Raw genomic sequence first — 25558 nt, forward strand, 5'->3', positions numbered from 1 at the left:
TATATTAAGCAGATTCTTCTGAACTATCTACAGTTTCTGCATTTTTATTTGATTTAAAGGATTTAAACATTATAAATGATGTATATAATACAACTGCTACAACTACCCACTTTAAAGTAGAAAGTGGAAGAGATTTAACAAGATAAGCAGCTATTAAAACTCCTATTGGGCCCATGATATTAATAGCCAAAGAAGTTTTAGGAGCATGAGCTTGTTCCTTTATAAATTTAACAGATGCAAAAGGAAGTAATATAGCACAAGAAGCCATCATTATAGGAAAGGCTACTTTAGGACTCATTCCAAGTGCAAATACTAGTGCCATACAAGGAGCATAAAGTCCTATTCCTAAAGTATTAAGTGCACCAAATATAAAATTACCTATGATTCCTATTATAAGTTTTCCCCCTGTTAATCCTATGGCATCACCACCAACTGGGAAAAGATTTAATTGACCTGCAATCATTAAAAGTGCTACACAAACAAGTGCAATACCCATGGCAGCTTGTACAGCTTTTTCGTTAAGTTTAGATATGATGCCAGCACCTACTAATGCGCCAGCTACAGCAGCTAAAAGCATACTTACTAAAGTTACAGGTTCAACCTGAACAACAGTTAAAAATATTAATGCTTCAACTATTGTAGGTAGTGTAGCACCAACATTTAATGTACCTGGAAGCTTTTTATCACCTACAAGTTTAAAGTTTTTAAATAGAGAAGTTTCTATAGCAAAGCTTCCTATACCTAAAGTATCAAAAAAGTTTGCAACTGCTCCTATAATTCCTGATGTAATAAAACTTTCATTTCCAAGAGTTTTTTGCTTATAATGTTTCATGCAATCCTTTACAAGAACTGCAAAAAATACTATACCTGCAAGAGCAATAACCCCTAATAAAATTTTTAACATAATAATTCCTCCTTTGATGTCTTTCTACAAACTACAAACAACCTAATTTTAAGGCTATTTGGCATACATTTCAATAATTATTTGATTTTCAAATAGATAAAAAATTATCTATTTGAAAATCAAATACATAATTAAATGCAATTAAATATAAAATTAATCTGTAAATAAAGTTGATTAATTGAAATAATTAAATCAATAAAATTAATTTATGAATAAATAAATGCTTTATTCATAAAAAAGAAATATCAAAGCCAGCAATCATTATTGAATTTAAGAAAATAAATGTGTTGTCAAAGGAAATAATGTAGCAGGAAAAAAGGAAGTAATGATTTCTGAGGTGCAGCAGCAGTTAGAGTTAAGTTTGCAAAGATCATAAAAAAGGTATAGTGTTTTTTAACTATACCTTTTCACCTTTCTTCTAGAAAAGTTTAGCATACATAGGTGCTCAAATTTATTTCTGTTTATATAATCCAAATCCAGTTATAATCAATTTATCCCAACCAGTTTCTTCATTATTAATCCAACTATATTCAATATTAAGTTCTTTCAACCAAGCATTAAGTCCATTACTTACTTTACTTACATTTGGCGATTTCCTTTCAAATTTGTCTTTTATGGTTTCAAGCAATTCAACTTGTTCTTCTTTTTCTAATTCTTTATCTAACATTCCTTCTATGACTTCTCGGCATTCTGAATAAGAACTATGATCCTCGGCATATATTTCATTGGCTAATAATTGTCTTTTGTTATTTAAAGTTTCTTTTACTTCATTTATTTCTTCTACATTTGATAAGTACTTTTTAGCTATGTTCATAGCAGCAATTTCATTATCTATTTTGATTATTGTTCTTTCTAATCTTTCATTTCTCATTTTAATAGTCTCACTTTACACTTTTTATTTAGTCGTTGTTTAACCACAATAGATAATTATATCATAAAACTACTTATCATACAAAATTTTAAAGTTCTACAGTTTAAATCAAGAGAAAACAATGTGATTTAATATATAATATATTTTTATAATTTTAAATAACTAATTTATAGGCTATAATACAATTAAGAAAATCATAATGTCCATATAAAGAAGGAAGGTGCATTAATGAAGAAAATACAAGTAGGAATATCGGATTTTAAAGAATTAATAGAAGACAATAACTACTTTATAGACAAAAGTTTATTGATAAAGGAATTTATAGAAAATGGTGCGAAAATAATATTGACACCAAGACCCAGAAGGTTTGGTAAGACATTAAATTTAAGTATGCTCAAATACTTTTTTGATATAAGGACTAAGGAAGAAACTAAAGATTTATTTAAAGGCTTAAAAATAGAAAAGGAAAAGGAAATAATGAAGCTGCAGGGAGAATATCCTGTTATTTTCATTACTTTTAAAAATCAAAAGCATATATCCTTTGAAAACTTTGAAGATGGAATAAAAGTTCTGTTATCAAATTTGTATAAAGAGCATGAATATTTGCTGTATAGTGATAATTTAACTGAATTTGATAAAAATGATTTTAAAGAAATAATTTCAAGAAAAGCTTCCATAGGAAATGTATCAGAGGCAATAAGTTCTCTTATGGGATATATGAACAAGCATTATGGAAGAAAGGTAATGCTTTTTATAGATGAATACGATGTACCAATACAGGAGGGATACCTTAGAGGGTACTATGACGAAATGATAGTATTAATAAGAAATTTATTAACAGCAGCCTTAAAGGATAATCCATATGTTGAAAAAGCTTTAATAACAGGTATCCTTAGAGTAGCAAAGGAAAGTATTTTTTCAGGCCTAAACAATTTAGAAGTAAATACTATTTTAAGATATAATTTTAATGATAAATTTGGTTTTACAGAAAAAGAAGTAGAAGAACTAGCTAATTATTATAACGCAGTGGAAGATATGAAAAACATAAAGGAATGGTACAATGGCTATGTTTTTTCTGGAGAAATAATGTATAATCCATGGTCAGTTTTAAATTATTTAAAAAATATAAGAGATGGTTTTATGCCATATTGGATTAACAGCAGCAGCAATGATCTTATAAAAAGGCTTCTATTAAAAGGAGATAAAGAAATAAAATTAGATCTGGAGTGTCTTATTGAAGGAAAATCTATAAATAAGGTAATTGATGATACTATAGTTATGGCAGAGGTTGAAGATTCCAACCAAAACATATGGAGTTTTTTACTTTTGAGCGGCTATTTAAAGGCTGTGAAGACGGAGAATATAGAAGGAATTTTAAATTGTGAACTTAAAATCCCCAATAAAGAAGTATTGATTTTTTATAAGAATTTAATAGTAAAATGGTTTCAGGAAGCTATGACTAATCAGAAGTATGAAGAAATGCTAAGTAATCTAGTCACTGGCGATATAGAGAACTTTGGCTATGCTTTTCAGGAATTTGTAATAAATAATTTAAGCTATTTTGATGTATCAGGAAAAGAACCAGAAAAAGTGTACCATGCCTTTGTACTTGGGATGCTTGTTTCTATTTCAAACACTCACAAGGTGAAATCAAATAAGGAAAGCGGCTTTGGAAGGTACGATGTAATGATAATTCCGAAGGATATTTCAAAGCCAGGGATTATTATTGAATTTAAGAAAATAAACGTGCTGTCAAAGGAAACAATAGAGAAGGGAAAAAAGGAAGCATTAAAGCAAATAGATAGGATGAAATATGATGAGGAGCTTATAAATTGTGGGATAGAAGACATAATAAAGCTTGCTATTGTGTTTAAGGGGAAGGAAGTAATGATTTCTGAGGCATAGGAAAAACTATATAAGGTAAAGAATATAAAGCAAGTGAAGTTATAAGAGCTTACAGAAGAAGTTCTTATGGAATTAAATTCCCAAGGAATATGTATTCAGATTATATAATTTTTAATGAATTACAATATGGGGGAGCTTATGGATTTATCAGTTAAGAAGACAGAAATTATGAAAGAGAAACCTTTAGTTTTTTATAGCTAGAGTTTTGACTTCTACAGACAAGTTTATATGAGGACTATGCTAGTATGGTAAGGAGTTGGTTGAAAATGACTAAGGTAGAAAAAATATTTGAAAAAGAAAAAGAAGAAGCTATGCAAGAGACTAGGAGCCAAGCTGAAAAGGATAAAGCAATAGAGATAGCTAAAAATCTGATGGATATACTTTCAGAAGAAATGATAGCAAAGAAAACTGGATTATCTATTGAAGAAGTTGAAAAGTTAAAGGAAGAAATAAATAAAAATTAGATTTTGCAGAAAAGGTATAGCATTTTGCTATGCCTTTTCTGTTGTTAGTTGCATAGCAGCAGGAACATCTGCAGGAGCCCATTTTAAGGAAAGTAAATTTTCTCTCTTTAACCATATGAGTTTAGAGTGCTCATTGGCAGTAGGTTTACTTGATATTAATTTACATTTTACAGTAATCAAGTTTACTATAAAATTGTCATATTCATGGGTGTTTTCATTAAAAACATCAAAAGCTTTTATATTACAATCTAATTCTTCTCTTATTTCTCTTTCTATAGCTTGTTTTAAATTTTCACCTTTTTCAACTTTTCCACCAGGAAATTCCCACATGTTTGGTAATGACATCATAGGGGAACGAAGAGCACATAGTATTTCATTATCTTCATTTTCTATAACAGCGCCTACAACTTTTATTGTTTTTTTCATTTCGATTTCACCTCTTTTAGAAGTAAGTTTAGCATAAATTAGCCATAGAATGCAATTTTAGAGAGAAAACTCTAATTTCTTCTTTAAAAAGTGCCCAATATGTTATAAAATAACAGTATAATTTGAAATTTTATGTAAAAACAGTAATTAATATGGCTGTGATAATTAAATTTGGTAGGCAGGTGAAATCATGGAAGGCAGATCAGGTGGATGGATAGAGGTTAATGGGAAAGATATATTGGGTAAAAAGCTAGTAGATAAATCAATCTTTAGGCACGGTACAACATTACCCAAAGATGAGGTATATAAATATTTTGATGCTATAAATAGAGATCATTTGGAAAGAGGAGAAAGTGAAGTAGTTACTTTTTTAATTGATGAAAAGGAATTTAAAGCATTATTTAGAAATGTAAAATCAGATAAAAGAGATGATACATATCAATTCCTTTTTAGAAAAGAACTTAAAAATTACATAAAAGAAATTTTAAATAAAAGCTATAAGTACATATTTAAATACAATGAAAATCCCGATATAGAAAAACCACAGGAATACATAGAATTTTATAAAGCAGATAAAATGAATACTTTTAAGGTTAAGCTTATTGCTGATGAAGGCTACCAATTTAATGAAGAAGAAAACATGGAAAATGGAGATTTAGAAGAGAATAATAAATTATTGAAAGAAGAGTTTTTTAAATACATTGGAACAAAAGAAGAAAATACAAATGGGAACTATCAAAAATCCTATAAAATGGTTTTATTAATAGCATTATTAGAGCTTTCAGATTTTGAAGGTAAAGCTGTGTATGAGGATATTTGTTCTTATATTAAAGATATTTATTTTGAAAGGCATAAACAAGGTTTAGCTGTAGAAACCCCTGATTCTGGAATTCAAAAAAGTATAGAAGAATTAAGTATAAAGACCGTAAGAGATGTAATGAATGAAAATCCTTATGCTGTTATAAGCAAAAAAGGCTATATATTAAAGGAATATATAGATGAAGTTGAGTATTTAAGCTTTAATAAAGAGTTGTGGAATGAACTTACTGATGAGGATAAAGAAGAACTTATTGATATATTAAAATACAAGCTTAATAAATATTATTTGGAAAAAGGTCTTGGAACTATGAATTCAAAGAAATATTATCTCTATAACAGTTCTTATCAATATCCAAATGTATGGCAGCATTGTCTTTCAGATGAATGTGCTGCTGTTAGCTATATTCCAGAACTGGATGGGACTCCTTCCATAAGTAGAGCATTAAATGTACTAAAACAAATTGACATTGGTGATAAAATAATTGCTTATGCAAAACCCCAGCAGATAATTGCAATGGGGGAAGTAATAAAAACATATTACATAGAAGGTGATGAAAGTAAATTTGCTTATAATGGTTCAGATATGGATAAAACTGAAAAAAGAAGAACATATAAGCAAAGAATAGGAGTTAAATGGATTAGTGTTTTAAGCCATCCATTATATATAGAACAATTTAACTTAAATATAAAAGAAAAGAACAGTTATGCAAAAGGTGGCAATGCATTTAGCGAGTTAACAGAAAGTGGTTTTAATAATGCGGAGAAGCTTATTAACGATATTTTATGGAGCAGTACTTCAAAATTTTTAGATAATGTGGAAGAAGCTGCAGCTACAAAGGCTGAAGAAGTTGATGAAATTGAAGAAGCAATATTAAAAAAACTTTCCAGCTTGGAAAAAGCAAATTTTGAGAATAAGGACGTAGTGGAATACATTTATAATTACATAACAGCAGAAGGTTATGAATACAGCAAGGATATTATAAAAAATTTGTACCTGTCATTAAAAACTAAACCTTTTGTTATTTTATATGGAATTTCTGGAACAGGCAAAAGTAGATTGGTGGAGTTATTTGCTAAGGCTTTAGGAGCTTCAAGAGAGGATGAAACTTATAATTTAATACCAGTAAGACCAGATTGGTCTGATGCATCGGAATTAATAGGGTATAGAAATATAGAAGGAAAGTTTCAGCCTGGAATACTTACAAATATAATCAAGAAAGCTGCAGCTCATAAGGAAATAGCTTACTTTGTATGTTTGGATGAAATGAATTTAGCTAGAGTTGAATATTACTTCAGTGACATATTGTCCATAATGGAAACAAGAAATAAGGAAAATGGGGAAATAAAAACAGACAAGCTTATAAGAAGAGAGCTATTTGCTGGAGATACAGAGGCAGTAAAAAGCTTTGAAGATTTATATATACCAGAAAATTTATATATAATTGGTACGGTAAATATGGATGAAACAACCTTTCCTTTCAGTAAAAAAGTGCTGGATAGAGCAAATACTATAGAATTTAATGAAGTTAATTTAGATTATGATTTTGATAGAGAAAAAGTTAAAATACAATCTAAGCTTTATCCTAATAAGCTTATTCTTTCAGAATATATAAAGATATCACAGTGTAGGGAAAAGAAGGATACAGCTAAAAAGGTTATAGGAGAACTTATAGAAATAAATAGCATTTTAGAACAATGTGAAATGCAGTTTGCCTATAGAGTCAGGGATGAAATAGTTTTTTATGTAATTTATGCAGTCAGTGAAGGAATAATGGATTTCCATGAAGCTTTAGATTACTCCATAAAGCAAAAGATACTGCCTAGAATAAGTGGCAGCAGTAGTGAAGTAGAACAATGCTTATTTACACTGTTTACACGTTTTTCCAATATGAACACAAGCAGCTTTAATACTGATTATATAGATGAAGAAGCGTTAAAGAAAATGAAGAATTATATAAGAGATGATAAAAAAGAGCTTAAAGATGGTAGCAGAGAAAAGAGTATATGTAAATATCCTATATCTTCTGAGAAAATATTAAAGATGCTGTGGAGGTTTAACAAAGATGGATTCACAACCTTCTGGTAGATCAAAAGAAGAATTATTGTGCTTTGAAACTGATAAAATATACTTCACTATAAAAGGAAAAAATAGAAACTATGAAATAGATGAAAAGGATACAAACAGCAGGGGATATTCAATAAGCTATTCAGAAGAAGAAATTACTGGTATGGAAAAAGCATATTTCTTTGAATATGAAAATTATGAATTGATAATAGAAAAGAAGGATAGAGATATAGATTTAAGCTTTCATCATGAAAACAAAGATATAAGAAACAAAATAACTAAAAATAGAAGTGGCAGCTTAAGCGGCATTATAACTTTTAAAGGGGAAATAGGTTATTCTGATTTAGTAATAAGAATTAATGGAAGAGATTATCTTATTGTAACAGTAGAAGTATTTCCTACAAAAATAGATTATAGAAAAGATTACACAGCTATTCGAAATGATGTAAATGAAGAAATTTATAATTTAGCCTTTGATTTTCTTAAAAGAACTTATTCTCTAAGTGGACTAACTAAACACAAAGGAGATTCTTTAAGTGAATACTATAGTATTTTAAACTATATTTTTGAAAAGCTAAGAAAAGCATTAAAGGTTATTACAACTATGCCACATCATTCACTGATTAATGAAGGACAGATTGTTCCTTATCATAAATTAAAGAAGGTAACTAGTGAAACCATAAAATGGCTGGAAAAGAGACCAGAAAAACTTGTGAAAAAGAAGGACAGGTTTCTTCCTGTAGAAGCTCTGCAGATAAGCAAGAAAATAACTTTGGATACTAATGAAAATAGATTTTTGAAGTTTATAATTAAAAGTATTTTATTTAAACTTAAGGAACTTAAAAAAAGTTATTTGAAGCTTGGAAGAACACCAGATAACTCCTTTATTTCAAAGCTGGAAGGCTTTACAAGAATCATGAATAATTATTTGACTTCCACATTTTTAAAGAATGTAGGTGAATATGAATTTAGAGAAAATTCATCTATGGTTTTTAAAATGGCGGTAGGTTACAAGGAAGTTTATAAATATTATTTGATGCTTCAAAAAGGGCTGACCTTAAAGGGACAATTATTTAAGCTTAATATAAAGGATCTTCCACTGCTTTATGAGTACTGGTGCTTTATAAAGATAAATGCATTACTTAGAAAACACTATAATTTAATATCCAATGAAACAGTAAAAGTAAATAACAATGGAATTTTTGTATCTCTGAAAAAAGGCAAGGAATCTAAGGTGGTTTACGAAAATTCTGAAAATGGTGAAAGATTTGTCCTTTCTTATAATTCAAAAATGCCAGCAGAAACTGTAGGACAAAAACCTGATAACGTTTTATGTATAGATAAAATAGGTGAAAAAGCAACATATAATTACATATTTGATGCTAAATATAAGCTAGATAGAGCTGTAAAAGGCAGCAGCTATGAAAAACACAATAAAACTCCAGGACCTAAAGAGGAAGATATTAATATCATGCACAAGTATAGAGATGCTATAGTACGTAAAAATGAAGAAACAGGAATATATGAAAAAGTTGTAGCTGGAGCTTTTGTGCTGTTTCCTTATGGGGATGAGGTGGAGTATTCAGAGCATCCATTATATAAGAGTATAAAAACTGTGGGCATAGGGGGGATTCTTTTTTTGCCGAGGGGGACGGAGTTGATGGAAGAGTTTTTGAGGGAGATTGTTGGATAAGCAGATGTAGTAAAAGTTAATAGTATCGGATATGTTTCTAATGTTACATACAATATAAAGAAAAACTATAAGAGTAGACGTGATTTAAGAGGACATTGTTAATTTATTCAAATATTAAATAGAAAATTTAGATAGAGTAAGTTACAAAGGCTGTTAAATAATTAATTTTATACTACTATGTTATTGAAATTTAAGTAAAGTATTGAAAATGGAGGTTAATAAATCCATGAAAAAGTATAATTATAAATGGAAAAGGTATTGGTATAAAAGAGGAGAAAAAGTACCTCTAAAAGAAGGATTCTTAAATGTTATAAATACAGTATATAATTCTGAGAAAAATAGAGTAGTTACCTACAATTCAATTAGCGATAAGCAGTGCGTAGTACTATTAGGAGATGCTGGACTAGGAAAATCAACAGTTATGAATGAAATTGTTCAAGAATTTCAAAATACTTTAGAAAGTAATGATAAAATTTTACATATTGACCTTAGGCTTGCTGGAAATGATAGTATGCTTAATTCGTTAATTTTTCGAACTTCTGAATTTATTAGTTGGATTAATGGGGAACAGCAATTATATCTATTTTTAGATAGTTTAGATGAAGGACTTCTTCATATGGGACTTTTAGTAGATCTTCTTATAGAACACTTTAAAAAAATTGATTTATCACGGTTAAAGCTTAGAATTGCATGTCGTACAGGTGTATTTCCAAGTGTATTTGAAACCGAATTGAAGGAAATGTTTGGTGAAGAAAATTTTGATGTTTTTCAACTAGCTCCATTAAGTTCAAATGATATAGTGATAGCGTGTAAAAGTTGGAACTTTGATGGTGAAAATTTTTTAAAGAGTGTTTTTGACAATCAAATTCAAGCATTAGCTAGCACTCCTGTTACTTTAGACATGTTATTGAAAATGTATGATAGTAATAAAAAAAGTTTGCCATCATCAAAGATTAAGTTGTATGAAGTTGGTTGTAGAAAGCTATGTAGCGAAACAAATATTAAACGACAATGCAATGATGTAACACGCGGAAAAGTATCTACTGATAAGCGCATGCAGATTGCTATGATGCTTGGAGCTATAACAATGTTTTGTAATAAAAGCGTTATTGTAAGAGGAGACTGTAGTGAAGAAGGATTGTTATCAATTGATGAATTCCTTAGTATGACTTTTAATAGGTTTGCTTATACAATTAGTGATATTGAAGAAGTCTTAGGGTCAGCTTTATTTACAGAGAAACAACAAGATATTTATTCATGGTCACATTTATCATATGCTGAATATTTAGCGGCAAAGTTTGTAAAGGAGAATAATTTTTCAACAGAACAGATTATTAATTTAATTTTACAACCAGAAGATGACAACCAGAGGGTAATTCCTCAATTGCATTATACAACTGCTTGGATAGCTAGTTTTTTACCAGATATATTTAATATAATTTCAGAAAGAGATCCAGATGTCTTATGCTTGGCTGATATTTCACAAGTCGATAGTGAAAGAAAAGAATTTTTGGTTGAGAAATTATTAAATAAATATAATTCGTGTAGTTCTTATTATAGGCATGGTAACTCGGTATGTTATAAAAATTTGAATTATGAGGGATTGGCTAAACAGCTTACTGATTTTATTAAAGATAATTTTAAAACAGATTTTTCAAAAAAAATTGCTGTACGGATAGCTTATGAATGCAGACTTTATGAAATGTTAGAAGATATTTTAAATCTTGCAAGAGGACTTGATTTTCATGGATTAGAGAGAGAGGCTTTAGATGTATTTTTTAAGTTAGCTAGTGATAACCAAAAAAAGCTAAGTTTAAAAATTTTATATAATGTCTCTGATGAAATGGCTATTTTCATTTTAAAAGAATTATATAATGATTATATTGATATTTATGGTATATTAAAATTTTTTAAGAAAAGTTCTTTCTCAGATGAAAAGGAGTATGGTTTGATAACCTCAATATTAGAGATTCTTTCTTTAAATGATCTGATTGTTCTAATGAATGAATTTCACAAATTTACTATGAGTGAAAAGGAAAGTAATCATAATAACATTATGGATATTATTATGATTTATGCTTGGAAACATATTGATTATGAAGAAATCAATAAGGTATGGTTAAAGTTAGCTGTCGAAAGATTTGAAAAATTCGGTACACCAATAGAAAAAACTTCATTTACTAATAGTTTTGATAATAATTTTGAAAGTACTTTTAAATTAGCTTTCATTAGAAGAATGAAAATAATTAAATGTATATGGAACTATAAAAAAAGTGTAAATTTATTGGATGTAGTAAATTCTAAATTAAGTTTAGTTAACAAAAATGATTTAAACAGCATAATTTCATTTATACTGTGCGAGGAAGATGAAGTCTACAGAAAGTGGTTATTAGATTTAGTAGTCTATTTATTTGATCCTACATTATCGTTTAATTCACAGTATTGTAGATTTATATATGAAAAACTTTTATTGATAAAAGATCCTATTAATGATATCCCAATTTTAATACCTGAACTATGTAGATTAAAAAAAGAATATGACAAGTTGATATCTCAAGAATCCATGTTCAATAAGAGGTCATCTAAAGAGAATTTAGATGAAATTATTATTAATATGAAAGATAATGCTTCTAGATGTTGGCTAAGTTTTGTAGATGAGTTATTGCAGGACATTAATGTTTATATTGAAATTTTTGAGTATAGTTTATCCAATAGTATTGGATGGAAATCATTAGATGAAGATGGCCGAAAAATAGCTATAAATTCAGCTAAAAATTTTTTATATGAATTTAATCCAAATGATTATAAAATTGATTCGCTAAAATCTAATTTGGAGCCAATATTTTATGCCATTCAATTAATTTGGGAAAATGATAAGGATTTTATAAAAAATTGGGATAAAAATATGTGGAAAAAAATGATGAATTATATTATAGATTCTTATGCAGATAGTTATAAAAATGGAAGTGATTATTTTAAATTAGCATATGCATATGAACCAAAGAAGGTTATTAGTCAATTGCTTAAAGAAATGGTTTCAAATAGAAGGCTTGGTGCATGGTATGGAAGTAGAGCTATAGTAGAGGAAAGAATTAAGTTATGTGCAGATCAGTTATTATTTAATTCTATAATTGAAACATTAGAATGCACAAAAATGACTCCAACATCAAGAATGGATTTGCTTAAATTACTTGTTGAAATCGATGAAATAAAATTTGAGGGCTATCTTAATAACTTAATAGATTGTAGATATGATAGTATTTATAAATGTAAAATAGCAGTTATAGTAGTTTGCTCAGTTTTAGAAAAATCATCAGATGGAGGTAGAAAAAAGATTATTCCAATTTTAGTTTCAAAAAATAGGGTGGATAAACAATTTATGATTGTTTGCATAAGATGGTATTCTCAAGATCGTAACGAATTTAATTTTTTAAAAACGTGGGATATTGAAGAACTATTTCAATTGTATGTTTTTATTCACTTGAATCAAAAGAAATTAGGTAAATGCAGAAAATTTATTGTAGATGATTGGAAAAGGATGATTCTGAGAGTGTTTGAGGATAAAAAAGGAACATCAGGTGGTATTTACTTATTTAGATTGATTAAAAAAATTCCGGATTGTGTCTATGTCCAAGATTCATGGGAAAGAGTACGTATGACTTATTTTAGGGAAATATGGATGCCACCAAGTGCTGATGTAATATTTAGTATGATGGATAATGTAAATTTTAAACCTATTTCTAATGAAAACCAGTTAGTATCTGCTTTACAAGATTCACTTAATAGATTTCAAAAAGAGATGAATCAATCAGAAAATCCACTTGTTGAATTACTATGGAATATATATAAAGATATTAAAATACCGAAAGATGAAGAAACCTTAAGTAATGTATTAAAAAAATATTTAAGTAATGATCTTCAACATAGGGGAGTAATTATTAATCGAGAAGTGGAAGTTTTTCATAATCAAGGAGGAATTCCAGGTGAAAGAATAGATATAAAAGTAGACGTACAAAATGGTGTGAAAAATAATGAATCGTTAAGAGTTTATATTGAAGTTAAAGGATGCTGGAATCCTGGAATAGATACTTCAATGGAGAATCAGTTAGTTGAAAGATATATGTTGGGTAGAAAATGTTACTACGGATTATATATTGTTGGATGGTTTAATTGCCCACAATGGTCCTTGGGTAAAGATACTAGACGGGCACCTAAGTATTCTTTAGAAGAAGCACAAAAAAAATTTAATGAACAAGCTATGAAATTATCTAAAAAGTATAAAGTTCAGGTTAAGACAGTTGTTTTAGATTTTTCGCTAAAATAGAAATCAATAATGTTAACAAAAATATATTTTATTTGAAAATAATTATTCAACAACTTAGATTTAAAAATTTGAAGAAAATAAAATAAGGGTGTATTATATTACATAATAGGTTTTATTTTTACAAAAAAGTAAAAATAATTACTTAGTAAATATATTTTATAGGGGGAATTATGAGAATAGAAAATATAAGCTCAATAGCTGAGTACATAGATTTTATTAAAGAGATTAGAGATGAGGGATATATATTTTATAGAGGGCAGGATTCATTTATACGTCATAAACTTCTACCATCATTATTGAGAGAAGATTACAATACAAAGAATCGAATTTATAGTAATAGATGTGATAAATCTTTTATTAATACTTTCAAATCTAGGGCAATAGCATGTCTTAATTTTGTACCTCAAAATGATTGGGAATGGATGGCTACAGCACAACATTATGGATTGCCAACTAGATTATTAGATTGGTCACGAAGTTCTTTATCAGCCCTTTTTTTTGCAGTTGAAAATGAAGAATTTGGATATAAAGAAGAAGAAGATAATCCTGTAGTTTGGTGTCTTAACCCAATTATATTAAATGAGAAAGTTAGATTTATAGATGACTTTAATGTTATTCCAAATATAATAGAACAAAATGAAAGTTTTCAAATGGGGTTGTTAGACAAGTATGGAATAGGAAAACATTTGGAAGAGCCTGTATATCCAGTTGCATTAATTTGTCCAACTAGTAATGATAGAATAAATGCGCAAAAGGGAACGTTTACTCTATTTCCCTTGAATGCTAAACCATTAGAAGAAATGGAGTGTACAGATAATATTTTATGTAAAATAGTCATAGATAAAAATAATAAAAGAGAAATAAAAAAACAATTATTTGAAATAGGAATTACGTATTCAAATATATATCCAGAATTAGATTACATATGTAAAGATATAAAATTTGAATATGCCAAGAATAATTAATGGAGGTTAATATGAATTTTAAAGATTGGAAAGTTGATTCAACACCTGATACTAAAGCATTGAAGACAGTATGTGATGAGATAGATAGTGCTTTAAAAGATGAGGGGGGGATAAATTTAGATCCTGAATATCAAAGAGAATATAAATTTACTCAACAGGACGAAAGCCTTTTAATAGAATCTATTATTATGAATATTCCAATTCCTATTATTTATCTTTCGTCTGATACTAGGAAGATACCATATGTTGCAAATGTTATCGATGGACAACATAGATTAAGAGCAGTATATAGGTTCTTAAAAAATCAATTTGCACTTAAGGGACTTGAAATATATAATGAATTAAATGATAAAAAATTTAAAGATCTTCCAATAGAAATGAAAAATAAATTATTATATCAATCTAAGTTAACGTTTGAAAATATTCATGTTCAAGATAATCCTGATTTGGAAATAGAAATTTTTAAAAGATACAATAAAGGTACTCATCCATTAAGCAGACAAGAATTAAGGCATACTATTTATATTAGCAGATTTAACCTTTGGTTAAATAGTAAAATAAAGTTATTCTTTAATGATGAATATTATAGAGAATTCTATAATATTAGCAAGAAAAGGTATGCAGATAAAAGTGCCCACGAATCAATATGCATTATGATTTCAATACTATATTTTGGATTAAACAAGAATTATTCAACATCACCTGAATACGCAGATGCATTTATGGATTTTGCATCTAAGTATGAAAATCAAGGAGAATTGATAGAAAAAACTGAAAAATTATTCGATAAAATTAATGGCTTTTTAATGCGACTATATGATAAATATAACATAAAATATCCTTATTCAAAAGAAATATATGGTGTTGAAAGTAAGAATTACAAACTACAAATTCCCATATTAATGATTATATCAGCTTTTATACATTATTTACTTGAAAATGAAATTGACATAATTAAAGATAGTGAATTTGAACTTATTTTTAAGTCTATTAAAAATACTTTAGCTAATTCATATTTAGAAAATGATTTTAAAGGTTCGAATACACGACCTAGTGCATTAAAAGAAACACTTGATGAAATGGTTAGAAACTTTCTAGAGATTAAAGAAAAAGTATGATTTAAATTATTATTATAACTTGAAAAAGCAATAAAAAATAATATAGATTGAAAAAGAAGTAATTATATTCAATTATTTTTTGTAAGGAATCAGACTCATTACAAAGCTTAGAAGTGAAATGAATAACACGCTTAGGGGGCGTTACATAAACTGGAATATCATTTTTCTGATACTATAGGATATGACATTATTATATGATAATGATTTATTTTAGTAATAAAATAATGCCTAAAATAAAGATTTTAAGGTATTTATATATTATGTTGGCTAAAAATGAAAAAATATAAATACTATTTTGGAGGAAATTTAATGATTGATTCACAAGAAATTAGCGCAATTATTGCTGCTATAGTTGCTATAGCTACATTAATTGTTAGTTCAATAGGTAATATAATATTATTTTTTTCAAACAGAAAAGTTGCATATAAAAATATTGAAATGCAGAGTAGGAACCATGAGTTATCAGTAGAAATAAGCAAAGCAAGTAATGATATTCAAGAGGCAAATTCAAAGTTAGAAAGTTTAGATAATCAAAAGTCAAGGATTAACACATATATTTCAGATAATCGAGTTGAGTGGATGCAATCCATGAAAAAATATATTACTGAATATCTTGATGAAGTATACAAATACGATTCTAATGAAAAGGAATCGTTCGATGAATGTTTTCAAAAAATAAAATTAAAAACAGCTCAGATTAAACTTCACCTAAATTATTTAGGTAATGCAGATAAAAATATTTTAAATGAAATCTCTGCTCTTAATAGAATTTTAGAATTGAAGCATATGGAAGATGAGATTAAAAATATATGCCCATATAGCACAAAAATAACAGTTACTGAGGAAGAAATACAAGAAACGATAATGTCACTTAGAAAATTAGAAAACTATTATATTTTAACAGATGGTCATGCGTTTCGGGCTAATGATGATATGTGGAAGCAGTTAATTGAAAATCATGGAGATAGTAGATTGGAAATTAAAGAAATTTACTTGCAAGAGATTTTAAAATTTAATGAATTTTTTGATTTAAAATCACAACTTATTATAATTTATGCAGAAGTGTATCTAAAAACAGAATGGGAAAGAGTTAAGTATGAGATAGAAAATGGAAATTATAAAAGTTATAATTTTGATGACAGGTACACACAAAACTTGGAAAAAGTTCAATATAAAATAGATTATATTGAAAAATTTATTAGAGAAGACATTCTTGTTTAATATAAGAATGGACATTAGTATAGCAAACTCAAAAATTTTTAAGAAACTACTTCAGAAAGCTTTCACAAATATGCCTGGAATGTAAATTTGGAAAGTTGAGTAAAAATATATAGAGAAAAGTTCGATATTATATAAATAAGAAATTAGTATTGGCAAAACTAATCATCTTTGGAACAAAAGTGGATAATTCAAATTTCATGTTTGATACCAGTAACTTTCACAGAGTACTTATTTTGTTTTAGTTAGAGCTACTCAATGAATTAAATAGAAATTTAATTAGAAGAAAAGCATATTAATCTTGTGAGGGATAGTTGCTTTTTTTCTTTATCATTAATTTCTATGCGAATACCAATTGTAAATTCCAATCTCAAAATGCATAAATCTTTAGTTTTAAAAAGCTTGATAACAAAATGCATGAATATGTCACATTGGAATTTAACTACATTTTGATGTTGGAACTTTACTACAAATTTCATGTCACCATGTACACCAATAAGCTGTATCTTAATAATTAACTTAAAAGTAAATAGAGTATGTTTAAAAACTAATATTTTTAGATATTTTTAGGGGATGGAAAATTTAAAATAGGAACAGATATTTGTGTAAAGTCTCAAAATTATACCAATATTGTAGTTAAGCAAAATTTGCTATAGTTTAGAGGAGATTAATTATGGATTAGCAAGCTCAGATAAGATTTTGCAAGAGATCTTGGTGGTTGCTAACAATTTGATTGCTAATGGATCAATTTTTTTGTTTCGTATTAATTGAATAGAGCAAAGTTAATTACAAGGGAATGCACTTTCTACTTATTATGTTACTATTTTAAAGTGGAGAGTTAAGGTAGAAATATTAATGAACTAATTAAAACCTTTTCTATTTGCTAAATCCTCTTGAATTCTTTTCCATTAGGGAATAAAATAATATCATGGAAAATTATGTAGAAATTTATTAGAAATGGGTATGACATACTAAAGTGAAGAAAAATGAATGCTTGAAAGAAGCATCAGATATTACTATTTAGGGTTGATATTAGAGTAGTAAAAATTATAAATAAATATAAAAGGTTTAAAAGGGTGGTAAAATGAGTAACTTTACATTCTTAAAAGAAAAATGGCCTATACTAGAAAATCTAGGAAGATTAGCAGAAAGAAATCTTTACATAGATTCAAATACTACATTTATAAAATGTGGTATGTTTGGTGAAATTGTAGTTCAATATATGTTTTCAATGGAAGATATTGATACTACTTTAATAGCTCATGATAATAGTCATAATAATAGAATAAAGCTATTAAAAAGGGAGGATTTGATTCCAGAAGATATTGATAATATACTTCATATGCTTAGAATAAAAAGAAATGATGCAGCTCATAATGGATTTGAGAATGTTGAAAAAGCAAAGGTTCAATTGGAGTTAACATTTAAATTAGCTGTTTGGTTTATGCAGACTTATGGAGAGTGGAGTTTTGAACCTAAAGCATTTGTTATGCCTGATGGAAATGAAAATGAGCATGAAGATAATGTTAATGACGTAGCCAAAGAATATGAAGAAAAGTATAAAGCTTTAGAAGATGAACTCAATGCTTTAAAGGATCAGGAAAAAGATAAGGAAGAGTTAGAAAAGCGCAGAGAACAAGGTAAAAGAGCTAGTAGAAGAATTGAACTTAGTGAAGCTGAAACGAGAAGAATTATTGATGATCAATTAAAATCAGCAGGATGGGAAGCTGATACTAATAATATAAGATATTCAAAAGGGATAAGACCTCAAAAAGGTAAAAATTTAGCTATAGCTGAATGGCCTACTTATTCAGAGGAAAAAGGTAATGGTAAAGTTGATTATGCATTATTTATTGGAGAAAAATTAGTTGGATTTATAGAAGCTAAAAAATATTCTAAAGATGTAGCTGGAACTATGATTGAAGCTAAAAATTATGCTGTAGGAGTAAAAGAAGAACATGAGGCTTATGTTATTTCTAAATGGAATGATTATAAAGTACCATTTTTATTTGCAGCTAATGGCAGAAAATATATAAAAGAAATTGAAGATAAAAGTGGTGTTCATTTCTTAGATTGCAGAAATGCAAGAAACAATGATAAAGTTCTTCAAGGATGGTATTCTCCAGAAAAGCTTGAAGCTATGCTTGAGGAGAATATTGAAGAAGCAAATAAGAGCTTAGATGAATTGAGCTTTGAATTTTTGAAATCAGAAAACAGCATAGGTCTTAGAGATTATCAAGTTGAAGCAATAAAAGCTGTAGAGAAGGTTATTACAGAAGGAAAGGAAAAATCAGCTTTAATAACTATGGCTACAGGCACAGGAAAAACGAGAACAGTATTAGGTCTTATATATAGGTTGATTAAAACTAATAGATGTAAAAGAATCCTATTTTTAGTTGACAGAACGTCACTGGGAAATCAAGCTTTTGATACATTTACAGAAGTAAAAATAGAAGATTTAAAGACTTTAAATCAAATTTACAATATTAATGGTCTTGACGACAAGCTTATTGATAAAGAAACTAAAATTCATGTAGCAACGGTACAAGCTATGGTTAAAAGAATTATGTACAATGAAGATGAAACAAATGTTCCATCAGTTGGTGATTATGATTGTATAATAATTGATGAAGCACACAGAGGATATACCTTAGATAAAGAAATGACGGAAGTGGAAGTTGAATGGAGAGATGATAGAGATTTCTTAAGTAAATATAAAAAGGTAATAGAGTATTTTGATGCCTTTAAAGTTGCACTTACAGCTACACCAGCCCTTCATACAACAATGATATTTGGAGATCCTGTATATAACTATAGTTATAGAGCTGCAGTTATTGATGGATATCTTGTAGATCATGAACCACCTCACCTTATAGAAACTGAACTTACTAGAGATGGAGTTCATTATAATAAGGGTGACAAAGTTGCTAAATATAATAAATTTACTGGCGAGCTTATTAATGGAGCAGAACTGGAAGATAATATGGATTTTGAAATAGATCAGTTTAATAAAAAAGTAATTGTAGAAGCTCATACAAGGGCAGCTCTTGAAGAAGTTGCAAAGTACATAGATCCTGAAAATGATAAAGGAAAAACCTTAATTTTTGCAGCTAGTGATGCTCATGCTGATATGATAGTTAGATTATTAAAAGATATCTACAAAGAAACTATAGGTGGAGTTGATGATAATTCAATTTTAAAGATAACAGGCAGCATAAAAGATCCAGATCTTGCTATTAAGAAATTCAAAAATGAAAATTATCCTAATGTAGCAGTTACAGTGGATTTATTATCTACAGGAATTGATGTTCCAAGAATTGATAAGATAGTATTTTTAAGAAGAGTAAAGTCAAGAATACTTTATGAACAAATGTTAGGCAGGGCTACAAGATTATGTGATGATATACAAAAAACACACTTTGAAATATTTGACTGTGTTAGACTTTATGAGGCTCTTAAAGATATGACAAATATGAAGCCAGTGGCTGCAAATGGAATAGCAAGCTTTAAAATATTAAAGGAAACTTTAGAAAGAGCAGAAAGCATTGAAGAAAAAGAAGCTGTAGTTAATAAGGTAATAGCAAAATTACAAAGAAAAAAGAAACTAATAGATGAAAATGAGAGATTGATTTTTAAAAGCCTTTGTAATGATAAAACACCAGAAGAATTTATTAAGGAATTAAGAGGTGTTGATGCTGAAAAAGCTTCAAAAGAAATAATTAGCCATAATTCTTTGGTAGAATATTTAGATGAAAAATATACTAATGAAGAAATAATAATAGTTTCTGATAAAAAAGATAGGGTAATATCACATACAAGAGGATATGGTAAAGGTAAAAAGCCAGAAGATTATATAGGTGAGTTTAAAAAATATATTGAAGAAAATAAAAACACTATTCAAGCTTTAGAAGTAGTCTGCACAAGACCACAAGATTTAACAAAGCAATCTTTAAAACAGTTAAGAGCCAGATTAGATGACAAAGGCTTTAATGAGGAATACTTAAATACTGCATGGAAAGACTTAAATAATGAAGAAATAGTAGCAGATATAATTGCTTTTATAAGGCAGCAGGCACTGGGAAGTCCTTTAGAATCCAATGAAGAAAGAGTAAAAAGAGCAATTTCTAAAATAAAGAAAGAATATTATTTTACAAAACCTCAAGAAAATTGGCTAATTAGAATAGAAAAAGTAATGTTAAAGGAAGTAGTTATAGATAAAGAAACATTAAATACAGGAAGCTTTAAAGCTCAAAGCGGTGGGTTTGACAGATTGAATGAAAAGATGTTTAATGGTAACTTGGAAGATATAATAAACAAATTAAAAACATATATGTTTGAAGATAAGGAGATTAGCTAGATATGAATACACAAGAGATAGTAAGCAAACTTTGGAACCTTTGCAATGTACTAAGAGATGATGGAATAACTTATCACCAATATGTAACAGAATTAACTTATATACTTTTCTTAAAAATGGCAAAAGAAACAGGAGCTGAAGGAAAAATTCCTGACGAATATAGATGGGATGATTTAAAATCCAAGAGTGGAATAGAACTTAAGAAATTTTATAAAGAATTATTAAATCATTTAGGAGAAAAAAGTACAGGTACAGTACAGCAAATATACCAAGGTTCTGCTACTAATATAGATGAACCAAAGAACTTAGAGAAAATAATTACAACTATAGATGGATTAGACTGGTATTCTGCTAAAGAAGAAGGACTTGGTAATCTTTATGAAGGACTTTTAGAAAAAAATGCATCAGAAAAAAAATCAGGTGCAGGACAATATTTTACGCCAAGAGTATTAATAGATGTAATGGTTAAATTAATAGATCCAAAACCAGGTGAAAAATGTAATGACCCAGCAGCAGGAACTTTTGGATTTATGATTGGAGCAGATCACTACTTAAAACAAAAATATGATAATTATTTTGATTTAGATACAGACCTGCAGGAATTCCAAAGAACTAAAGCATTTTCAGGCTGTGAATTAGTTCATGAAACTCATAGATTGGCGCTTATGAATGCTATGCTTCATGATATTGAAGGAAATATCATACTTGGAGACACACTAACTAATGAAGGTAAGAAGATGAAAGGTCTAGATGTAGTGCTTTCTAACCCTCCCTTTGGAACTAAAAAAGGTGGTGAAAGAGCTACAAGAGATGACTTGACTTTCATGACCTCAAATAAGCAATTAAATTTTCTGCAGCATATATATAGAAGTTTAAAACCAAATGGAAAAGCAAGAGCAGCAGTAGTATTACCTGATAATGTTTTATTCCAGGAAGGTGATGGAACAAAGATAAGAGAAGATTTAATGGATAAATGTAATCTTCACACAATATTAAGACTTCCAACAGGTATTTTCTATGCTCAAGGAGTCAAAACTAATGTATTGTTCTTTACAAGAGGGACTACAGATAAGAATAATACAAAAGAAGTATGGTTTTATGACTTAAGGACAAACATGCAAAACTTTGGTAAGACAAACCCCTTAAAGAAATCACATTTTGATGATTTTGTAAAAGCATATAAAGCTGAAAATAGAGAAGAAGTTAAAGATGAAAGATGGAATAAGTTCACTAGAGAAGAAATTATAGAAAAGAATAATAATTTAGATTTAGGACTTATAAAAGATGATTCGATCTTAGATTACGAAGACCTGCCAGATCCAATAGAAAGTGCGGAGGAAGCAGTAGCAAAATTGGAAGAAGCAACTGACTTACTTATGAGCGTTATTAAAGAGTTGAGAAGCTTAAGTGATCCTCTAAATCTTTGATTTAGTAAAGGGAACTTACACCTCTGAAAGAAGAGAAGAGGTGTTTCATTTTAAAGTAAGGAGGGCATGAGGATGGCTAAGAAGAAGCAATTAACGTTGGAAGAGGCTATTGTTAAGGATGAGCCTTATGAAGTGCCAGAGAATTGGATATGGAGTAAACTAGGGAGTTTATTAAAAACAATGACTACAAAAAAACCAAGCAATAAAAATGAATTTTTTCAATATATAGATATTGACGCAATTGATAATAAAAATCAAAGAGTTGCAGAGCCTAAAATTATAAAAGTAAAAGAAGCTCCAAGTAGAGCGAGTAGGGAAGTATTAGAAGGCGATGTTATATTCTCTACAGTAAGACCATATTTACGAAATATTGCATTAATAACAGATGAATATAAAGATTGCATTGCATCAACAGGATTTTATATTTGCAGAAGCAATGGAGTGTTAATCAGTAAGTACTTGTATTATTTGTTATGTAGTGAAAAATCAATAAACTATTTCACATCAATGATGAAAGGTGACAATTCACCATCTATAAGAAAAGAAGAATTTGAAAGCTTGAATATACCAGTTCCACCATTAAAAGAACAACAAAGAATTGTTGATAAAATAGAAAGTATTTTTGAAAAATTAGATAAGTCTAAGGAATTAATAGAAGAGGCTAGAGATGGATTTGAAAAGAGGAAATTCTCAATAATATATAAAGGCATATCTGGCGATTTAACAGGAAACAAAAAAAAGATGATAGCGCATAATAGTGTAATGATTCCAATTCACTGGAAATGGATTAAGTTTAATGATTTAGGTAGACTTGAAAGAGGGCGTTCAAAGCACAGACCAAGAAATGATGAACGTTTATTTAATGGAAAATATCCATTTATTCAAACAGGTGATATAGCTAATTCAAATGGATATATTGTTGAACATAAGCAAACACTAAGTGAATTCGGGCTAAATCAAAGTAAGTTATTTTCTAAAGATACGTTATGTATTACCATAGCAGCTAACATAGGAGATGTTGCAATATTAACTTATGATTGCTGTTTTCCTGATAGTGTAGTTGGATTTACGCCAAATGAAAATGTTGATTCAAAATACATATATTATTTTATAACTTTAGTTAAAAGAGATTTAGAACATTTTGCTCCATCAACAGCTCAAAAGAATATAAATCTAAAGATACTTGGAAACTTGGAGATTCCACTTCCAACATTAGAAGAACAAAAAAAAATAGTTAGAATTTTAGATAAGCTTTTAGAAGAAGAATCTAAAATCAAAGAACTTACTCAATTAGAAGATCAAATCGAATTAATAAAAAAATCAATTTTGGCAAAAGCTTTTAGAGGAGAGCTTGGAACAAATTCAGAAGAGGATGAAAGTGCTTTGGAGTTGTTGAAGGAAATATTAAGCAAAGATATATAGAAGATATTTTTATATAACGTATTTGAACATGCATATAATGAGTTGAAAATAGCTATAAAAGATACTTTAAGAGCTATAGATTTATTGTACAATAATAAGATAACATTAGAAGATTATGATGAAATGACATCTAAAATAGAAAATATAATGAAAAAGTTCAGTAAAATGTGGTGAGATTTACCACATTTTTATTGTTGTTCAAAAACTTAGTTCGTCAATTGCAAGTTAAAGCATGGAAAATATTTGGAGTTTTCTAATTTTAATTTGTACTTTTCTTGACATAGTACAAATTAAAAAAGGTTTGATATTAATAAAAGAGAAACTTAGTGCAGCCTTTGAGAATTTCGATTATAATATAAGTAATAGTTATTACATTATAAAAATGATAGGTGAATAAAAATGCGAATAAAGAAAGAAATACATCACATACATGATAAGAGTTATAAGGACTTATTTTCAAATAAAGAGCTATTGATAGATATGCTACAAAACTTTGTTGAAAGTTCATGGATAAAAGAAATAACAAAGGATAATATTGAACTGGTAAACAAATCATATATACTTTCAGATTATGAAGAGTTAGAATCAGATATAGTATATAAAGCAACAATAGATGATAGAGAAGTTATATTCTATATATTGCTGGAATTTCAGTCCTATGTTGATTATAGTATGCCTATAAGACTATTTTTGTATATGTCAGAAATATGGAGAGAAGTTTTAAAAAATACAAAACAAGCAGAAGTAAAAAGTAAAGATTTTAGATTACCAGCAATAGTACCATTGGTTTTGTATAATGGAGAGTATAAGTGGACTGTAGAGAAAAAATTTAAAAACATTATGAATAAAAGCGAATTATTTGGAAATAACATAATCGATTTTGAATATATACTTATAGACATAAATAAATATGAAAAAGAAGAGCTGATGGAACTGAAAAACTTAGTATCAGCAGTATTTTTATTAGATCAAAAGGTTGATATTGAAGAGTTTATAAGTAGAGTAAAGGATATAGCCATAGGTTTCAACAACTTAACAGAAGAACAAAAAATGATGCTAAGACATTGGTTAAGAGTAACTTTAAGTGATGAGCTGAAAGGTAAATTAGGAGAAAAAATAGAAGATATTTTGATAGCAAAAAAAGAGGAGGTTAATCGTATGACTTCTAATATTTCAAAAACGATAAAGGAAACTTTTCAAAAAACTAGAGAAGAAGGAATGGAAAAAGGAATCGAAGAAGGAATAGAAAAAGCTAGGCAAAAAGATGCGGAAATAGTCTTAAAGCTGCTTACAAAAAAATTCGGAAGTTTAGATGATGTATTTAAGGAAAAAATAGAAAAATTAGATAGTGATAAATTAAGTTCCATTATTGAAAATATTTTAGATATAGAAAGTTTACAAGAAGTTATTAAAATCATATAATGTGTTCTATATTGATATTTTAGCAAGCTTAGGCAAGTTTTGTCAAATACTTTAGGTATGTAAAACTTGAAAGTGAAGCAAACTTTGTTGATAGGACAACAAAAAAATATTTTAATATGAAATTAAGGCATCGGTTTTATTAGCTGGTGTTTTAATTT

At 28.2% G+C, this 25558-nt stretch carries 16 protein-coding genes; 13 read left to right on the forward strand and 3 right to left on the reverse strand.

The genetic code is table 11. The features are described 5' to 3' along the window. Positions 1-4: 4 nt before the first annotated feature. Both EG57_RS0215080 and EG57_RS0215085 read right to left on the reverse strand, forming a co-directional pair. On the reverse strand, positions 5-904 hold the full coding sequence (locus EG57_RS0215080) for a TSUP family transporter (protein ID WP_032078011.1): 900 nt from the start codon (positions 902-904) through the stop codon (positions 5-7). Positions 905-1355: 451 nt separating this feature from the next. After that, complete coding sequence (locus EG57_RS0215085) at positions 1356-1775, reverse strand: hypothetical protein (RefSeq protein WP_032078012.1); 420 nt, start codon at positions 1773-1775, stop codon at positions 1356-1358. A gap of 228 nt (positions 1776-2003) precedes the next feature. Here EG57_RS0215085 and EG57_RS0215090 point away from each other — a divergent pair, with 228 nt between their 5' ends. Next, the gene (locus tag EG57_RS0215090; protein WP_032078013.1) at positions 2004-3680 is read left to right on the forward strand and encodes an AAA family ATPase; all 1677 of its coding nucleotides are present in this window, start codon (positions 2004-2006) and stop codon (positions 3678-3680) included. A gap of 266 nt (positions 3681-3946) precedes the next feature. Further along, positions 3947-4144 carry a hypothetical protein gene (locus EG57_RS27035; protein WP_029163078.1) on the forward strand — a complete coding sequence of 66 codons (198 nt, stop codon included), beginning with the start codon at positions 3947-3949 and terminating at the stop codon, positions 4142-4144. Between the two features lie 27 nt (positions 4145-4171). On the opposite strand, the gene EG57_RS0215100 is transcribed toward EG57_RS27035, so the two are convergent. Then, entirely contained in the window at positions 4172-4570 is a 399-nt protein-coding gene (locus EG57_RS0215100) for a (deoxy)nucleoside triphosphate pyrophosphohydrolase (RefSeq protein ID WP_032078014.1), read from the reverse strand. A gap of 190 nt (positions 4571-4760) precedes the next feature. Here EG57_RS0215100 and EG57_RS25510 point away from each other — a divergent pair, with 190 nt between their 5' ends. The 11 genes from EG57_RS25510 (at position 4761) to EG57_RS0215150 (ending at position 25400) form a co-directional block, all read left to right on the forward strand. Continuing rightward, the gene (locus tag EG57_RS25510) at positions 4761-7475 is read left to right on the forward strand and encodes an AAA family ATPase (protein ID WP_052037943.1); all 2715 of its coding nucleotides are present in this window, start codon (positions 4761-4763) and stop codon (positions 7473-7475) included. Then, entirely contained in the window at positions 7453-9147 is a 1695-nt protein-coding gene (locus tag EG57_RS0215110) for a restriction endonuclease-like protein (RefSeq protein WP_052037945.1), read from the forward strand. The genes EG57_RS25510 and EG57_RS0215110 overlap by 23 nt, the downstream gene beginning before the upstream one ends. A 226-nt stretch (positions 9148-9373) precedes the next feature. Continuing rightward, a complete protein-coding gene (locus EG57_RS0215115; RefSeq protein ID WP_032078015.1) occupies positions 9374-13471 on the forward strand; it encodes an NACHT domain-containing protein in 4098 nt (1365 codons plus the stop codon). Positions 13472-13641: 170 nt separating this feature from the next. Further along, positions 13642-14436 carry an FRG domain-containing protein gene (locus EG57_RS0215120; RefSeq protein ID WP_032078016.1) on the forward strand — a complete coding sequence of 265 codons (795 nt, stop codon included), beginning with the start codon at positions 13642-13644 and terminating at the stop codon, positions 14434-14436. 11 nt (positions 14437-14447) lie between these two features. Continuing rightward, a complete protein-coding gene (locus tag EG57_RS0215125) occupies positions 14448-15554 on the forward strand; it encodes a DUF262 domain-containing protein (protein ID WP_032078017.1) in 1107 nt (368 codons plus the stop codon). 309 nt (positions 15555-15863) lie between these two features. After that, positions 15864-16775 (forward strand): hypothetical protein, encoded by a 912-nt coding sequence (locus EG57_RS0215130; RefSeq protein WP_032078018.1) that lies wholly within the window; start codon positions 15864-15866, stop codon positions 16773-16775. Positions 16776-17856: 1081 nt separating this feature from the next. Further along, entirely contained in the window at positions 17857-21129 is a 3273-nt protein-coding gene (gene hsdR / locus EG57_RS0215135; RefSeq protein WP_032078019.1) for a type I restriction-modification system endonuclease, read from the forward strand. Positions 21130-21131: 2 nt separating this feature from the next. Then, positions 21132-22556 carry a class I SAM-dependent DNA methyltransferase gene (locus tag EG57_RS0215140; protein ID WP_032078020.1) on the forward strand — a complete coding sequence of 475 codons (1425 nt, stop codon included), beginning with the start codon at positions 21132-21134 and terminating at the stop codon, positions 22554-22556. 72 nt (positions 22557-22628) lie between these two features. Next, positions 22629-23978, forward strand: a complete 1350-nt coding sequence (locus EG57_RS0215145; protein ID WP_032078021.1) for a restriction endonuclease subunit S — start codon at positions 22629-22631, stop codon at positions 23976-23978. 42 nt (positions 23979-24020) lie between these two features. Then, positions 24021-24152, forward strand: a complete 132-nt coding sequence (locus EG57_RS27305; protein WP_278246481.1) for a hypothetical protein — start codon at positions 24021-24023, stop codon at positions 24150-24152. A 225-nt stretch (positions 24153-24377) separates the two neighbouring features. Further along, positions 24378-25400: an Rpn family recombination-promoting nuclease/putative transposase gene (locus EG57_RS0215150; RefSeq protein ID WP_032078022.1), complete on the forward strand. Its 1023-nt coding sequence runs from the start codon at positions 24378-24380 to the stop codon at positions 25398-25400. Positions 25401-25558 lie beyond the last annotated feature (158 nt).

This window comes from Clostridium drakei (genome assembly GCF_000633595.2).
In the GTDB taxonomy this organism is placed as follows: Bacteria; Bacillota; Clostridia; order Clostridiales; family Clostridiaceae; genus Clostridium_AM; species Clostridium_AM drakei.

Excerpts from the sequence above, each read along its gene's own strand:
- EG57_RS0215085 (WP_032078012.1), bottom strand. The coding sequence starts at position 1,775 with ATGAGAAATGAAAGATTAGAAAGAACAATAATCAAAATAGATAATGAA.
- EG57_RS0215150 (WP_032078022.1), top strand. The coding sequence starts at position 24,378 with ATGCGAATAAAGAAAGAAATACATCACATACATGATAAGAGTTATAAG.
- hsdR (WP_032078019.1), top strand. The coding sequence starts at position 17,857 with ATGAGTAACTTTACATTCTTAAAAGAAAAATGGCCTATACTAGAAAAT.
- EG57_RS0215120 (WP_032078016.1), top strand. The coding sequence starts at position 13,642 with ATGAGAATAGAAAATATAAGCTCAATAGCTGAGTACATAGATTTTATT.
- EG57_RS27035 (WP_029163078.1), top strand. The coding sequence starts at position 3,947 with ATGACTAAGGTAGAAAAAATATTTGAAAAAGAAAAAGAAGAAGCTATG.
- EG57_RS0215115 (WP_032078015.1), top strand. The coding sequence starts at position 9,374 with ATGAAAAAGTATAATTATAAATGGAAAAGGTATTGGTATAAAAGAGGA.
- EG57_RS0215145 (WP_032078021.1), top strand. The coding sequence starts at position 22,629 with ATGGCTAAGAAGAAGCAATTAACGTTGGAAGAGGCTATTGTTAAGGAT.
- EG57_RS25510 (WP_052037943.1), top strand. The coding sequence starts at position 4,761 with ATGGAAGGCAGATCAGGTGGATGGATAGAGGTTAATGGGAAAGATATA.
- EG57_RS0215125 (WP_032078017.1), top strand. The coding sequence starts at position 14,448 with ATGAATTTTAAAGATTGGAAAGTTGATTCAACACCTGATACTAAAGCA.
- EG57_RS0215130 (WP_032078018.1), top strand. The coding sequence starts at position 15,864 with ATGATTGATTCACAAGAAATTAGCGCAATTATTGCTGCTATAGTTGCT.
- EG57_RS0215140 (WP_032078020.1), top strand. The coding sequence starts at position 21,132 with ATGAATACACAAGAGATAGTAAGCAAACTTTGGAACCTTTGCAATGTA.
- EG57_RS0215090 (WP_032078013.1), top strand. The coding sequence starts at position 2,004 with ATGAAGAAAATACAAGTAGGAATATCGGATTTTAAAGAATTAATAGAA.
- EG57_RS0215110 (WP_052037945.1), top strand. The coding sequence starts at position 7,453 with ATGGATTCACAACCTTCTGGTAGATCAAAAGAAGAATTATTGTGCTTT.
- EG57_RS0215080 (WP_032078011.1), bottom strand. The coding sequence starts at position 904 with ATGTTAAAAATTTTATTAGGGGTTATTGCTCTTGCAGGTATAGTATTT.
- EG57_RS0215100 (WP_032078014.1), bottom strand. The coding sequence starts at position 4,570 with ATGAAAAAAACAATAAAAGTTGTAGGCGCTGTTATAGAAAATGAAGAT.